Annotated in this window: 17 protein-coding genes; 7 read left to right on the top strand and 10 right to left on the bottom strand. The window is 27.5% G+C overall.

All coding sequences use genetic code 11. From position 1 onward, the window contains the following. The first annotated feature begins 13 nt into the window (after window positions 1–13). Window positions 14–958, top strand: coding sequence for an autotransporter outer membrane beta-barrel domain-containing protein (locus tag E0E45_RS06035; RefSeq protein WP_130890338.1), 945 nt, complete (start codon window positions 14–16; stop codon window positions 956–958). 56 nt (window positions 959–1,014) lie between these two features. Here the strand turns inward: E0E45_RS06035 and E0E45_RS06030 are convergent, their stop codons facing one another. Both E0E45_RS06030 and E0E45_RS06025 read right to left on the bottom strand, forming a co-directional pair. Beyond that, the gene (locus E0E45_RS06030) at window positions 1,015–1,677 is read right to left on the bottom strand and encodes a GNAT family N-acetyltransferase (protein WP_130890337.1); all 663 of its coding nucleotides are present in this window, start codon (window positions 1,675–1,677) and stop codon (window positions 1,015–1,017) included. Between the two features lie 217 nt (window positions 1,678–1,894). Beyond that, window positions 1,895–3,061, bottom strand: a complete 1,167-nt coding sequence (locus E0E45_RS06025) for an ROK family protein (protein ID WP_130890336.1) — start codon at window positions 3,059–3,061, stop codon at window positions 1,895–1,897. Window positions 3,062–3,420: 359 nt separating this feature from the next. Between E0E45_RS06025 and E0E45_RS06020 the strand changes: the two genes are divergently transcribed. After that, the gene (locus E0E45_RS06020) at window positions 3,421–3,708 is read left to right on the top strand and encodes a hypothetical protein (protein ID WP_130890335.1); all 288 of its coding nucleotides are present in this window, start codon (window positions 3,421–3,423) and stop codon (window positions 3,706–3,708) included. A 92-nt stretch (window positions 3,709–3,800) separates the two neighbouring features. Here the strand turns inward: E0E45_RS06020 and E0E45_RS06015 are convergent, their stop codons facing one another. After that, a complete protein-coding gene (locus E0E45_RS06015) occupies window positions 3,801–4,247 on the bottom strand; it encodes a hypothetical protein (protein WP_130890334.1) in 447 nt (148 codons plus the stop codon). A gap of 178 nt (window positions 4,248–4,425) precedes the next feature. Here E0E45_RS06015 and nfo point away from each other — a divergent pair, with 178 nt between their 5' ends. The 3 genes from nfo to E0E45_RS06000 all read left to right on the top strand — a co-directional run bounded on the left by nfo (window position 4,426) and on the right by E0E45_RS06000 (window position 6,985). Then, window positions 4,426–5,298, top strand: a complete 873-nt coding sequence (gene nfo, locus E0E45_RS06010; RefSeq protein WP_130890333.1) for a deoxyribonuclease IV — start codon at window positions 4,426–4,428, stop codon at window positions 5,296–5,298. Between the two features lie 20 nt (window positions 5,299–5,318). Continuing rightward, window positions 5,319–5,825, top strand: a complete 507-nt coding sequence (locus E0E45_RS06005) for a nitroreductase family protein (RefSeq protein ID WP_130890332.1) — start codon at window positions 5,319–5,321, stop codon at window positions 5,823–5,825. 476 nt (window positions 5,826–6,301) lie between these two features. Then, complete coding sequence (locus E0E45_RS06000; protein ID WP_130890331.1) at window positions 6,302–6,985, top strand: DinB family protein; 684 nt, start codon at window positions 6,302–6,304, stop codon at window positions 6,983–6,985. An 84-nt stretch (window positions 6,986–7,069) separates the two neighbouring features. Here the strand turns inward: E0E45_RS06000 and E0E45_RS05995 are convergent, their stop codons facing one another. Beyond that, on the bottom strand, window positions 7,070–7,612 hold the full coding sequence (locus tag E0E45_RS05995; RefSeq protein WP_130890330.1) for a hypothetical protein: 543 nt from the start codon (window positions 7,610–7,612) through the stop codon (window positions 7,070–7,072). A 134-nt stretch (window positions 7,613–7,746) separates the two neighbouring features. On the opposite strand from E0E45_RS05995, the gene E0E45_RS05990 reads away from it, so the two are divergent. Together E0E45_RS05990 and E0E45_RS05985 are read left to right on the top strand one after the other, a co-directional pair. Further along, window positions 7,747–8,427: a pseudouridine synthase gene (locus E0E45_RS05990; RefSeq protein WP_130890329.1), complete on the top strand. Its 681-nt coding sequence runs from the start codon at window positions 7,747–7,749 to the stop codon at window positions 8,425–8,427. Between the two features lie 42 nt (window positions 8,428–8,469). Beyond that, entirely contained in the window at window positions 8,470–9,471 is a 1,002-nt protein-coding gene (locus E0E45_RS05985; RefSeq protein WP_130890328.1) for a tyrosine-type recombinase/integrase, read from the top strand. A 625-nt stretch (window positions 9,472–10,096) separates the two neighbouring features. On the opposite strand, the gene E0E45_RS05980 is transcribed toward E0E45_RS05985, so the two are convergent. The 6 genes from E0E45_RS05980 to E0E45_RS05955 form a co-directional block, all read right to left on the bottom strand. Further along, window positions 10,097–11,008 (bottom strand): PhzF family isomerase, encoded by a 912-nt coding sequence (locus E0E45_RS05980; RefSeq protein WP_130890327.1) that lies wholly within the window; start codon window positions 11,006–11,008, stop codon window positions 10,097–10,099. A 99-nt stretch (window positions 11,009–11,107) separates the two neighbouring features. Next, window positions 11,108–11,893, bottom strand: coding sequence for a family 1 encapsulin nanocompartment shell protein (locus E0E45_RS05975; protein ID WP_130890326.1), 786 nt, complete (start codon window positions 11,891–11,893; stop codon window positions 11,108–11,110). 15 nt (window positions 11,894–11,908) lie between these two features. After that, the gene (locus E0E45_RS05970; protein ID WP_096402813.1) at window positions 11,909–12,268 is read right to left on the bottom strand and encodes a ferritin-like domain-containing protein; all 360 of its coding nucleotides are present in this window, start codon (window positions 12,266–12,268) and stop codon (window positions 11,909–11,911) included. A 186-nt stretch (window positions 12,269–12,454) separates the two neighbouring features. After that, window positions 12,455–13,279 (bottom strand): glucosamine-6-phosphate deaminase, encoded by an 825-nt coding sequence (gene nagB, locus E0E45_RS05965; RefSeq protein ID WP_130890325.1) that lies wholly within the window; start codon window positions 13,277–13,279, stop codon window positions 12,455–12,457. Between the two features lie 40 nt (window positions 13,280–13,319). After that, on the bottom strand, window positions 13,320–14,174 hold the full coding sequence (locus E0E45_RS05960; protein ID WP_130890324.1) for a MurR/RpiR family transcriptional regulator: 855 nt from the start codon (window positions 14,172–14,174) through the stop codon (window positions 13,320–13,322). Window positions 14,175–14,190: 16 nt separating this feature from the next. Further along, window positions 14,191–15,108: a TIGR01212 family radical SAM protein gene (locus E0E45_RS05955; RefSeq protein ID WP_130890323.1), complete on the bottom strand. Its 918-nt coding sequence runs from the start codon at window positions 15,106–15,108 to the stop codon at window positions 14,191–14,193. Window positions 15,109–15,376 lie beyond the last annotated feature (268 nt).

The raw sequence follows: 15,376 nt of genomic DNA, 5'->3' as shown, positions 1-15,376 counted from the left end.
CTGGAGGAATAGAATGAAAATTAAAAAAATACTACCTTTGGTATTTGCAGCTGTTTCTGCTGGCTTATTTGGAGGAACTCATGATCTTCAAACCAATCTTTCAGAAATAAATGGAAAAATAATAACTGATAGAGGGAGCAGTCAGTTCAGAGAAAGTCTAATGTTCAAAAAAATGAACAGAAGAGGTTACAGTGGAAGTTCTCAATATATTGAAGGAATAGGAAAAATTAAATCAAGTTATGATAAAGATGATTATAATACTGATTATGATGCTAAAATCAAAGGTTTTTTGATGGCTACTAACAGTACTTTTTTATCAAATCCTGATCTGATGACTGGAATGAGTTTTGGATATATAAAATCAAAAGCCGACTTTGATGATTCTTTTGGCAGTGACCAAAAAATAAGAACTTATGGATTAAATACTTATCTTGCTTATAATAAAGATAACTGGCTTTTCATTGGAAGAGCTGGGTATGATGAAAGTAAAAATATCTTAAGAAGCAAAAATATTTCCAATATAGTTTATAGAACTAAAAATTATTCTCTAGGAGCAGAGGGAGGCTATTTTTTCGAACTTGGAGAAAAGTCACTGCTTTATCCTTATTTAGGACTTGGATGGAATCAATATACTACCAAAGGTCATGATGGAATATCTACATCTAATGACAGAGTAGGAAGTGGAAATGCTGGACTTATGTATTCTAAAGAAATGGGAGATAAGTTTCTATTTACAGGAAATGCAGAATGGTCTTATGAATTTGCAGATAGAAAAAGATTTATCACAGATTCAGGGAAAATAAAGGCATTAGAAGTATCAAGAGATACTGGAATGATTAGTATAGGTATGGGGTATTATATTGACCCAGATTTTCTAATCAATGTAAAATATCAGGGATATATAAATAAAAACTATTATTATGACATGATAGTTTTAGGATTTATACATAATTTCTAATATTAGTGATATAAAGAAAAAGGGCAGTTAAAAACTGCCCTTTTAATATGATTATTTTAAATAGTTTTTATATTTTCTGGGTCTTCCATCTTATCTGCCATCTCTGCAAATATATCTTGTGATGGCTCATATTTCTTCTCTTTTGCAGGAAATGATGACTCATATGCTAAAAATTCTTCTCCTTCAAAGGGAAGAGCACTTAAAATTTCATGAAGATTTCCAGAAATTCCCTTCAATGAATCTGGATAAAGTTCCATAACTAAAAGCGCTTTTGGAAAAGCACCATCAGCTCGTGCTATACCAAACTTAGCACCACTTTGAAATCCTACTCTAGTATAATATCCAGGATACCCATATATAGCTATTCCTTTATATCCCATTTCAGCTGCTATTTTTTTGCTATGCTCTATTAAAGCTTTTCCTATTCCTAGATTATGATATTTGGGAGCTACAGATAAAGGTCCAAAATGTAAAATTTCATGACTTTTTCCGTCTTTATCCTTTATTTCAGCTTTTGTATAAAAAATTTGCCCTACTATTTCTCCATCTTTGAGTGCTATAAAGTTAAGTTCTGGAACAGCCCCTTCAGAATTTCTTAAAGAATAAACTATAAAATGTTCATTAGCACCTGGAACATATAGATTCCAAAAAGCCTCTCTAACCATCTCTTCAACTTTTCTATAATCATTTTTTTCTTCTAATCTTATTTCTAAATTCAATTTTATCCTCCAACTAATTATATTTTTGATTGTAAATTTTATCAAAACCTATAATAGAAAGGAAATTTAACCGCCTTCCTATTATAGGAAGAACACACTCTCATTATTTAACATCATATCACCTCTAATTAAAATTTTATTACACATATTATCATATATCAACTATAAAATCAATAAAAAGAATAACTACCCTAAAAATATAATTTACAATATATTTCTACATATTTTCATTGTAAGTTTTATAGAATTCTCCTAATGGAATAAATGCTGCTCCTAATAGATTAGCATTATCAGAAAGAGATGAAAATTCAAGTATATCAGTATCACTACTGAAAATATTATTAGAGAAGATTATCTCTTTAAGCAAAGGTTCAAAATATTCTTTATGATCAGAGATTTTTCCACCAATTATTATTTTATCAGAATTCAACATCATCAGAGCTGTTTTTATACCTAATGCTAAAATCCAAGTATATCTCTCTAATATTTTTTTACCTTTTTCATTTCCTATAAATCTTTCCTGAAAAATATCATCATATTCTTTTATTTCACATTGAAATTCTTTTTCAAATTCTTTTATTAAAGCTAGATTAGAACAATATTGTTCAAGACATCCTTCACTGCCACAGGCACACCTATCTCCATTTGGAATAATAGGAATATGCCCTATTTCCCCAGATTTATTTCCTTTTCCTCGATATAGCTGGTCTTCTATTATAATTCCAGAACCTATACCTGTATCTATTGATATAAAGAGAATATTTTTCTTTGCCTGAAGTTCAGAGTGGTTAACTATATACTCTCCTATTGCCCCAGCATTTGCTTCATTTTCTAAAAATATTGGAAGATTGAATTCTTCTGCTATCTCTTTCATATCCTGATTTAGAAGAGTAAAATTCCCACCTAATTTTATCATATTATTTTCTGGATCTACAACCCCTGGAAGAACTATCCCTATTCCTTTTATAAATTCTTTTTTATCAAATTCCCACAAAAACTTTTTCAATTCATTTATAACCAGAAAGACAAAATTTTCACTGTTTATAAATTCTTCTTTAACAACAGTTTGCTTTAATATTCTACCATCAAGATTAATCAGAACAATAGATATATGATTCATCTCAACTTTAATCCCAATAGAAAAATAAGCATCAGGATTAAATTGATATTTTACTGCTTTTCTCCCAAGTTTTCCATTATTGGTTCCTGTTTCATATATCAGCTTGCTTGTAAGAAATCTCTCTAATATCTTTGTAACTGTAGGTATACTGATATTCAAATATTGAGATATTTCTAGTTTGCTGAATTCTCTTACCTCTACCAGAAATCTAAAAGTTCTGTTTTCATTTCTGAGCTTCTCTCTCTTTTGATAAATTATTTCCATCTTTTCTCCTTTTGAATAGTTGGATACTTCTACCTATATTTTTACACGAATTACAATATTAAGTCAATAACTTAATTCAATTTTTTTATCTTTATTTGAATTATTCTGTTCTAATAAAATATTATTTTTAAAATGCATAAAAAATATTTTTGTTTTTTTTAAAATACAATAATAATCTTCAAATTAAAAGAAATTACACTTTAACAAAGAAAAAAATGTAATCATTTTTTTTGCTATTATTTACAAAAATGAAAAAAAATGTTATCATACAATTAACATTTATATATTTGAGAATTTAGTAAACTTTACTGTTTGGTACTAGTATAAAATATAAAAAATTTTAGAATAGGTGATGTGCCGTGGTTGTAAAAATAACAAAAATAAAAAATCACTCAGAGAGTAATTTTGAATTTACACTAGAAAATTTTGAAAAAGAATTAAATGATTTAAAAAGAGATTATAAGATAAAGAATGTTTCTAATATGGAAGAACTGATAATTGAAAAGATTAAATTTTTTCATTATCTGGAAGAAGGAAAAGCAGAAAATCCATTAGTAATCAAAGATTCTGACAAAAATGGAGGAATTCTTGTTATGCTTACAGGAAAAGATAAAGAAATTGTTTCTTACTTAATAAACACTATATAAAAAGCTCTCATATTTTTGAGAGCTTTTTTTGCATGGTTAAATTTATTTGAACCCATTAGTATAATTTTCAATTATAAGAAATAAAGATTTTTTTAGTTAGATTGAGCTTGTCCATCATTAGTTCCTTCTACAGTTTCTATTTCTTGTACTTCTACTTGTTCTTCATAAGGATTTGGAGTAGGAGTTTTTATTTTCTTTTCAAGAGAAATAAGAGTTTGTTTCATAGTTCCAAATGTTTTTTCTATTTCCTTTGTTAATTTATCCTGTTCAGCTTTATTTTTTATGCTAGCTATTTCTTTTTTTGCAGCATCTTCTTTAGTTTGAATTTCAGCTAATAATTTTTGAATTTTATCCTCTGCCTGTACTTCAGTCATAGTAGAATCTTTAACAATACTTTCTTGAAAAACTGCAAAATCTTTTTGAGTTTCTGCCATAAGCTTTTGTACTTCCTGTGTAGGTTTGTCATTTCCACATCCAGCAAGAACCAAAGCTGATAAAAGAGAACCTGTAATAATATAGCTTAATTTTTTCATTTTCATATAAATTCCTCCTAATAGTTATATATTTTTCTTATAATATAGATATTCGCCAAAAAAAACAAATTTCTTTTATTTATTGTTTATTTTTTTTAATTATCATAATTTTAATAGCCTCTTTTATTTTATTGCATAAAATAGTATAATATATGTAGGAAAGATTCGCATAGAAAGGAATGATATGGAAAGAACAAGAGAAGATAAGATCAAAAGTAAATTTATTGGTGCTCATGTCAGCACTGTAGGAGGAGTTTTCAATGCTCCTAAAAATGCTGAAGAAATAGGTGCTAAAGCATTTGGAATGTTTGTTAAAAATCAGAGAAGATGGGAAGCTAAACCATTAACTGATGAAGATATAAAAAAATTTAAAAAAGCTTTACAAGTACATGGTTATAGCAAGGAATATATCCTTCCACATGACAGCTACCTTATAAATTTAGGAGCAAAAGATGAAGAAAAAAGAGAAAAGTCTCTCAATGCTTTTATTGAAGAAATAAAAAGATGTGATCAGTTAGGGTTGAAGTATCTTAATACTCATCCAGGAAGTCATTTAAATGAAATATCAGAAGATGAGTGTATAAATAATATAGCAGAATGTATAAATAAAGCTATTGATGCTACAGAAAATATAGTTATAGTATTGGAAAATACATCTGGACAAGGTTCAAATATGGGATATAAATTTGAACATTTAGGCAAAATTATTGAAAAAGTAAAAAACAAAGAAAGAATAGGAGCTTGTATTGATACTTGTCATACAATAACTGCTGGATATGAATTGAAAGATGAAGCAGGATATAAAAAAACTATGGATGAATTTGAAAAATATGTTGGTTTTAAATATCTTAGAGGTGTACATCTTAACGACTCTAAATTTGATACTGGAAGCAGAAAAGATAGACATGACAGCATTGGAAAAGGAATATTAGGTATGGAATTTTTTGAAAGATTTATGAATGATGATAGATTTGACAATATTCCTATTATACTGGAAACTATTGATAGTTCTATCTGGAAAGAGGAAATAAACCTTTTATATAGTCTTATAAAATAAGTATCTAAGGAGGAATAAATATGGATTTTTTAAGCAGAAGAACAGTAAGAAAATTTAAAGAGAAAAAAATTGAAAAAGAAGTGGTAATGGAACTTATGAAGACTGCTTTAGTATCTCCAAGCGGAAGAAATGGAAAACCATATGAATTTGTAGTAGTTGATGATAAAGAAACAATAAAAAAATTATCTGTATCTAAAGAAAGTGGAGCAGTATTTGCTGCTGAAGCACCTCTTATGATAGTAATATTTGGACATGTGAATCCTACTTGGGATGATGACTGTGCTATTGCCAGTACTATAATTCAATTAAAAGCTCATGAATTAGGACTTGGATCGTGCTGGATACAGACTAAAGAAAAAGTAGACAGTGAAGGAAATGCAACTGATGAAAATATCAAAAAAATACTTGGAGCTCCATCAGAATTAAAAGTTCATAATATGATAGCTTTAGGATATCCAGCTGAAGAAAAACCTGCTTATACAGATGCTGATGTTGATATGACTAAACTTCATTTTAACAAATTCTAATATTGAGGTTAAATGATAATTTTATCTTTATAAATACAATAATTTTAGAAAGCAATAAAGGTAATAATAGCAATAAGTTTTATAATCAACTAATGAATTTATTTATTACTATTTCAGAGGGAAATAAAAAGTTTCCCTCTTTTTAAATATAAACTTGTAGTAAGGATAAAAATAAGGTATAAATATAGTAAAGAATATAAAAGACAGGTGAAAATTATGAATTGGAAGCATTATTTATTGGAAAAAAAGTCTCCCAGTCCACCATGGGCTCATTTAGGTGTGATAGATGGTTTAGTAAGTGGAATCTTTAATCTTTCCAAATACCTAAAGGAACAAAAGCTCTTTCATTATGTATGCCATTAAAAAAATTAAAATATCTTGATATGCTTCCAAGATATTATAAAAAAGGACAATTTGAAGTATTAAGAAGTGAGCTGCCAGATACAAAAATACTATAAGTACAAAAGGAGAAATTTATGAGTATAGCATCAGAATGGAATATACAACAAAAAGAATTAAAAGAGTTAATAGGAAAAAAAGAGACTTTTGATAAAGCGAAAGATCTTTATTTATCTATGCACAGAAATCTTCATTTTTCTGATAACGACAATACTCTAATGGATCAATTATGGAAAATGCTTGATATAAAAGACTTTTCAATTATGCCTACGGTCAAAGATGTAACTATAGCTTGGAATATATGGCATATAACAAGAATTGAAGATTTAACTGTGAATATTCTTCTAAATAATTCTGAACAAATTTATAATAAAGAATGGAAAATGAAAATGAATGTATCTGTTAATGATACTGGAAATGCAATGACTGATGATGAAATAATAGATTTAAGCAAAAGTATAGATATAGAAGCATTAAAAGAATATAGAAAAGCTGTGGGTAATCAAACTCAATCAATATTTTCAAAACTCAAATTTGAAGATATGAAAAGAAAAATAGAAAGCAAAAATATTGAAAAAATAGTGAAAGAGGGTGGAGTAACTGAGCATCCTGATTCAATATGGCTTCTAGATTTCTGGGGAAGAAAAAATGTAGCTGGAATAATACTTATGCCTGGAACTAGACATCAAATAGGGCATTTAAATGATTGTATAAATATCAAAGAAAAGATTGATAAGAAAAAAGATTATTATAAAAGTTAAAAGAGGATAAACTCATATTTAGACTTAATTTTAGAGATTAATAATTACTAAAATTACATTTCTATTTATGAGTTATCCTCTTTTTTATCTTGATAATTTCTGCAATGATTTTAAAATCATCTTATTTTTTTGCATTTTTTCAAATTTAGTCAATAGCCAATTGAGTTCCTGTTCATTAATATTAAGCTCTTCTTTAATATAATTTTCTAATTTTTCTGTTTCCTGTGGTAGAAGAATAGGTCTTGTAGAGCTGTTTATTTCTTCAACAGTTCCTTCACCTTCAAAGAAAAGGAGCACTTTTTTCCAGTTAGATAATAAGTCAGTTTTTCTTAATAGCATAATAGACTTATAATCAAGTTGAGGAATTTCTTTATATCCTTTTCTTTTTAGAAAAGTCTTGATTTCATCATCTTTTTCACTAGCTAAAATAACTTCTCCAGCTTTCTTACTGTTCATTATCTTAGGAAGTCTTTTTACTTTGTTTTTAGTTCTAAGATATTTAGATAAAGGGATAGTTTTCACTTCATTATAAAATTCACAGACATATTCATTAAATGTCATACCATCTGGAATTTGATTATTTTCTATAATTTCAATCATTTCATCAATTTTAGTAAAGTTTATCATTGTTTCAGAATCTCCTATCTTTTCAAAATAATCTCATATAAATTATAGCATTTATAGAAAGATTTTAAAAGGAAATTTGAAACTTATCAAATAATATGTTAGTATTTAACTAAGAATATTTTATTGGAGGAACAATGAGATTAGATAAATTTTTAACAGAATGTGGACTAGGAAGCAGAAGAGAAGTCAAGGAAATCCTTAATACAGGAGAAATAACAGTAAATGGAATAGTTGCCAATAATCCACAACTGAATATAAAAGAGAATGAAGATGAAGTTTTTTATCAAGAAAGAAAGCTTGAATATAAGAAATTCAGATATTATATACTAAATAAAAAGGCTGGATATATAACTGCTGTAGAAGATGCAAGAGATCAAACAGTTATGGATTTGCTCCCTGACTGGGTAATAAAGAAAGACTTAGCACCTGTTGGGAGATTGGATAAAGACACAGAAGGACTTCTTTTATTGACTAGTGATGGGGCTTTGAATCATAAATTATTATCTCCTAAAAATCATGTGGAAAAAACTTACTATGCTGAACTTGAAAAAGATATCTCTGAAGAAGATTTAGAGAGATTAAGAAACGGAGTGGATATAGGAGGATATATCACAATGCCAGGAAAGGCAGAGAAAATAGAATCGTGTAAAATACATCTAACTATAAAAGAGGGAAAATTCCATCAAGTAAAAAAAATGTTGGAAGCAGTTGGAAATAAAGTAATATTTTTGAGAAGAATTTCTTTTGGAAAATTAAAATTAGAAGACTTGGAACTCGGAACTGTAAAAGAAGTAAATATAGAAGATATCGTATAATTTTCTTAATATATTTAATAGGACTTTTTAAAAGAGGTAGAAATGGATATAATTAAAAGAGAAGAAACTGGGGTAGCAGTCAGCAGGAGAAAGAAAAGAAATAAAGAAGAACGGAAAAGTATATTTGAAATATATCGTTCTCAAAAAACTCTTAAAGATTATATGTTCTATCTTAAAGACTTTCTTAATTTTGTATATGAAGAAGAGGAAGGAATAAGAGCAGAAGAATTAATTGAGCTGATGAAAGATATAGAAAAGCAAGATGTAGAAGACTATATCGCCTACTTGATAGAAGACAGAAAATTAAAGAAAACATCTATAAACAAGATAATTTCTTCATTAAAATCTCTATATAAGGAAATGGAAAAAAATGGTTATGAAAATCCATTTAAATATGTAGAACTTTTTAAAGTATCAAGAAATATTGATAATGTACTTAAATTATCTTTTGAAGACATAAAAAAAATTATAGGACAATATCAAATAAATGGAGAAAAGGACTATAGAAATGTAAATATTTTATATACATTATTTTATACTGGAATGAGAAGTCAGGAATTAATTAACCTTAAATTCAAACATATACTAGAAAGAGAAGGTAATTACTATATAAAATTAGAAGAAACTAAAAGTGGAAGAGAACAATATAAATCTGTTCACGATATTCTAATTAAGAAATTAAAAGAATATAAAGACTATCTTCAATCTTTGTATGATATAGATGATGTTAAAATAGAAGAACAGTATGTTTTCAGTAGTTCAGTAGAAAAAAATACTCAACTTTCTTACAGAGCTCTTTATGATCTTGTACAAAATATGGGAAAGCTAATAGGTAAGGATATCAGTCCACATAATGTGCGTCATGCTGTGGCAACAGAACTTTCTATCAATGGAGCAGATATATTAGAAATAAGAGATTTTCTTGGTCATGCTGATACAAGAGTGACAGAAGTTTATATAAATGCTAAATCAATTTTAGAAAAAAGAGTTTTAGAAAAACTTCCTGTCTTTTCTTCTTTAGAAGATATTGACAAAGAAAAATAGTCTTATAATTTGAATTAAGAAAAATTATAAAATTTCGCTGAAAATTATTCAGAAAAAGAATTTTTCTTAAATAATTTCGATTTTATCACCTGCGAAAGCATCACTCTATTAAGTACACATTTTTTATAAAATTAGCTCTTATTTTATGTGATTAATTACAAAATAATTTATTATTATCTAAATAAAAATTATTTGAATAATTTTACCACATATAATTAACATTATATGTGGTTTAGTTATTAGAAATTATCGAATAAAAATTATTTAAAATAATTTATGTGTTTTTTTTATAATAAAAGAGATCCTGAAAATTTCTTGATCAATTAATAAGAAATTTTATTTTGAAGGATATCTCTTTTTTTTTTTTCCATAAATTATTTTTTAAAAAAGTCCTATAGTTTTATTTAAAAAATAATAATATTTTTTCTTTTTTATATAATTTTTTCAAATGATTATTAAAAATATTTTCTTAAATTTAGAGTTATTTCTTATTTTTCTTAATAAAAATTATAGGTTTATTTTAAAAGTTATTCTAATCTCAAATTTTATTCAAAATTTAAATTTTTATTTTTATAATATTAACAATGATTTTTAATTGGAAAAACTTATAACATTCTGGAATATTTTATAATTCTATTTCAGTTTTAAAAACAACAGTTGCAGTTCCAGATACCTGAACTTTCACTGGTTCTCCATTTTCTATATTGACATTTACATTTATTGTTCCTTCTCTGCCAATAGATATTCCTTGTTTAGCACTAAACTTAAAATTATCATCTCCAAATTCAGCTAGTTTATACTTGACTATATAAGCTCCTACTGGTCCGTTAGCATTTCCTGTCACTGGATCCTCATCTATACCAATAGCTGGTGCAAACATTCTTCCTTTTAAAAGAATATCTTTTTCATCACTATCAAAACTAAATACAAAATATCCATTACAATTTATAATCCTGCTCAATTCATTAAGTTCTTTCATATCTGGTCTTAAATTATGAAGCTGTTTATAATCCTTTATTCCTATCATCACTTTTGAATGCCCTGTGGAAACTATCTGCACAGGAGCTTCTGTTATCAAGTCATCATTATCTATCCCTAAAGCTGAAACTAATCTGTCTAAATTCTTTCCATCTATAATATCACCAAATTCTACTTTTCCCTGTGTCATAATTATATTGTAACTATTATTCTCTATTGGTTCTATTTCTACTGGAAGTATTCCTGCTCCAGTTTTCTGTTTAATACAAGTTTTTTCCTTAAAATTATTTTCTAAAGCTATTACATAATGAGCTGCTATAGTGGCATGTCCACAGATGGGAACTTCTTTTAAAGGAGTAAAGAATCTTACATGAACATCATATTCATCAGAGTCAGATAAAAAAATAAAAGCTGTTTCAGAATTATTTAGTTCTCTCGCTATTCTCTGCATATCTGCTTCTTCTAATCCATCAGCTTTATAAACTACTCCAGCTGGGTTTCCAAAAAATTTTCTATCAGAAAAAGAATCAATCTGATAAATTTTATAGGTATTCTTCATAGTCCCTCCTATTTTATTTTAGTTTATTAGATTATAGCATTTTACTAGCAAAAATAAAAGAACCAGAATATCTCTATCCTGGTTCATAAAGTTAATGGCTTATTTAAATAGAACTATCAATGCTGGATCTAAAACTCTGAAAGTAAAGCTTTCAGTTACAAATAATTCTACAACACTTTCGTTATGATTTTGATATCCAATTGCATAATCTTCACCAATTACTAATTCGATATTTTCATCATCAAATGGAAGAAGTATAGCTCCATCTATTGATTTACTTACTACAATTTTTTGTCCTAATATTTTTTCTAATTTTTCAGGTAATGAGTATTCTTTTACTATAGTGTTTAAATAGTACCATTTTTCATTACTTACAACTAATACATAAGGTTTTTTAGCAAAAGCTGCATCTAATTTTAAAATACCATCAAATATAGCTTTTAATGTCTCGTCAGCAGTTTTTCCAAAGTCTAAAGTTTCATAGCTGCTTGATTTATAGATTCCATCTATTTGCCCATCTTCCAATCCTTTAAATATAGCTTCTTCTTCAAACTTGGCAGCTTTTCTAACCCCATCATCTAAAGAACTATAATCTACATCCTTTGCTCCTCTTTCGATATTATCTAATTCCCATCTGCTTAAAGGGAAACAGATTCTTGATTCAGTAAGAGGTTGTATTTTATATACACCATATTTAATGTCATCTTTAGTTTTTACATCCATTCTTCCAGTAGTTACTGATGTAATATCTCTCCCTAAAGGTCCTGTTACTCTTATAAATTTTCTAGCTGATAATTCTTTTGATAATACTGCAGTTGCTCTCTCTTCTATTTCTTTCCACCCATTAGCTGTAATAGGTGCTAATTCTCTTTTTAAAAAGTCCATATATATTCCCTCCTGTTATTTTAGATTTCCAATTTTTAATGAAGAAGATGATTGTGCCCCATCTCCAGAAGTTGCTTGAGCTTCAATATCTTCTAATGATCCTTCTGTAAATAGATAATCTTTTAATTCATGATCAAACTCAGGAATAGTTCTTCTTAACCACTCGATTATCATAGCAGCATGTTCTATTTCCTCATTTCTATTGTGTATCATAAGTTTTCTTAATTCTTCGTCAGTAGCAAGTTCTGCTCTTTGATTGTAAACATCTACTGCATCCAATTCTTCTCTAAGACTTTCAATTGCTCTTGTTATGTCTTTTGTATTGTTGCTTAATGTTTTCATACTCTCCTGCATTGCTTTCATAGCTTCTACCATAATTCTTACCTCCCAAATATATTACATTACTAATAAACTCTTATATAATATTATTCACCATCCTAAAGGCAATTCCTTTAAAAAAATAAAAAAATAGACTTAAAATTTTTATGATTTCAAGTCCATTTATTTCAATTAAAAATTATTTTTATAAGTTGTTAATTTTTATTATAAACATCTATAAAACTATTTAGTCTTGTATAAGTCAGCAAGAATTTTATCTGTGTCTAAATTATTTTTTTCAATATCTTTAAAGTATCTGTAAGTTCCAACTTTTAATTCTGCACAAGCTGCCTCATCTGAAACTATTATTCCACATCTGTGCAATTGAAGAGCAGAGATAGTCCACATATGATTAACTCCTTCTTCTACTCCATAATGAAGAGCTCTTGCTTTGTTAAGTCCAGTTACCATAATAAGTACCTCTTTAGCATCAAGAATTGTTCCAACACCTACTGTTAGTGCTAATTTAGGAACTGCATTTATATCCCCACCAAAAAATCTTGCATTAGCTGCTATTGTATCCATTGTAAGTTCTTTATCTCTAGTTCTAGAAGTAAGTGAAGATCCAGGTTCATTAAAAGCAATATGTCCATCTGGTCCTATTCCTCCTAAGAACAGATGAATTCCACCATATGATTTTATTTTATCTTCATATCTTTGACATTCAGCTTCATAATCTTCTGCCATTCCATTAAGTATATTTATATTTTCTTTCTTTATATCTATGTGATTAAAAAAATTACTGAACATATAATAATGATAACTTTGATCATTATCTGGTGTTAGCCCTACATATTCATCCATATTAAAAGTAACTACATTTTCAAAAGAAACTATTCCATCTTTATTTAATTGTATAAGTCTTTTGTACATTTCTAATGGTGTTCCCCCAGTAGGAAGTCCTAATACAAAAGGTCTTTCTTTTGTAGGTTTAAATTCATTAATTTTTTTTGCTACATATACTGCAGCCCAATCTCCAACTTTTTTGTCTGTGATGATAACTCTCATAATACCCTCCATATGATTTTATTTTTAAAAATCTTATTAATTAGCTAAGCTTGAAACTTTTCACAAGTTCTATCGCGTTGAAAATATAATCCTGCAATTTTTCATTTTCAAGCATAAGTTTTATATATATCATATCTATTACTGTCAATTGTGAAATTCTTGGAGATAGAGCTGTTGCTCTAAAATCACTTTTCATTTCTACTGTGCTTAATTTTATATCTCCTAACTCTCGTATAGGGCTTTGAACTACACTAGTTAATGTAATTATTTTTATTTTTTTATTCTTTGCAGCTTTTACAAGGTTAAATACTTCTAATGTTTTACCACTGTGAGATATTACAAAAAGAACATCATTTTCATTCATTGTAGCCAGACAACTCAACTGCATATGAGTATCAGCTTCAAATAAGCTTTCTTTACCTAATTCTAAAAGTTTAAAATGGAAATCTTTAGCTACTATCCCAGAGAATCCAACTCCTGCAAGCATAATTTTTCTTGCATCAGATATTATTTTTACAGCTTTTTCTAATTCTTTAAAATCTGTTATTTCATAAGTATTATTTACAGCCATTGTATTTTCAGTAGCCACTTTCTTTCCAATTATTTCAAAAGTATCTGTAGGTTTAATTTCTTCATGCATAATATTTACATGTGATTCAGCTTTTCTATTTCCAATATCCTGACTTAGTGAAAGCTTAAAATCAGGAAATCCCTTGAACCCCAATTTTTTAGAAAACCTTACAATAGAAGCCTGACTTGTGTCACAATTATTAGCAATTTCATAAGTGTTAAGATTTTTTATTCTTTCAGGATCAGCCAGTATATATTCAGCTATCTTTTTTTCTATAGATGTAAGCTGATTTTTCATAGCATTTAATTTAATAATTACTCCCATTTTTAAAACGCCCCCTTTAAAATTTTGTTCCCCCTTGGTATATATTTCCTACTTTCATTTCTTTTTCAATACTATTTAAAACATCTCTTTTATTAAGACTCCATAGTGGTGCAGCCAATGTCTCTTTATTTCCATCACCTGTCAGTCTATGTATAACTATATTATACGATATATTTTGTAATATTTTAACTACTTTTTTCACATATTCTTCTTTTTTTTGTATTTTTAATTCATTTCTTCTATAATATTTCTCTAATTCAGTATTTTTTATAATGTGCAACAAATGTATTTTTATTCCCCATGTGCCACATTTTTCAGAAAATACAGCAGTGTCTAGCGAATCATTTTCCTTTTCTCCTGGAAGTCCTATAATAATATGTGTAACAAATTTTATATTATGTTTTTTTAATTTTTCTGCTGCTGCTTCATATGTCTTTAGGGGATACTGTCTATTAATGATTTTTGCAACTTCTTCATTTATAGTCTGTAATCCTAACTCTACCCACAAGAAATATTTATTATTTATTTCATTTAATAATTCTATTACATTATCTTCTAGACAATCTGGTCTGGTGGCAATAGCCAAACCCATTACTCTAGGATGAGAAAGAGCTTCATAATATATTTTTCTTAAATATTCAATATCTCCATATGTATTAGTGAAATTTTGAAAATATGCTACAACCTTTCCTGAAGGAAATTTATTTTCTATTAGCTTTAGCTGTTCCTCTATCTGTTCAGGAATAGATAACTTTCTGCATCCAGCAAAATCTCCACTGCCACTTTCACTGCAGAATATGCACCCCTTGCTGCTCAAAGTTCCATCTCTATTTGGACAGGTAAATCCTCCATCTAATGAAACTTTGTATATTTTTTCTCCAAAGACGCTTTTAAAATAATTGTCTAATGAATTATATCTTTTCTTATTATTCATTGATTGTTCCTTTCTAAAATCGAAACTTCTTTATTATATTGTAATAAATTTTCAAAAAAAAAGAAACATTATATTTTATTTTTTATCAAGGAAATAAAAACATTGTGAAATACTTTAATATTATATTATAATGTTATTAATAGAAAGATTTTAGAATAAACATAAAATTAGAGAAAAGAGTAATTGTATTAAAAGAAAAATTGAAAAGAAAGTGATAATATACAAGTTAAAAAATAATTATAGAAACAACTGATAATAAATCTTTCTT

It is taken from the genome of Fusobacterium ulcerans ATCC 49185 (assembly GCF_900683735.1).
Classification (GTDB): Bacteria; Fusobacteriota; Fusobacteriia; order Fusobacteriales; family Fusobacteriaceae; genus Fusobacterium_A; species Fusobacterium_A ulcerans_A.
The sequence above is the reverse complement of the archived record's forward strand: the minus strand, read 5'-3'. Positions and strand labels throughout refer to the sequence as shown.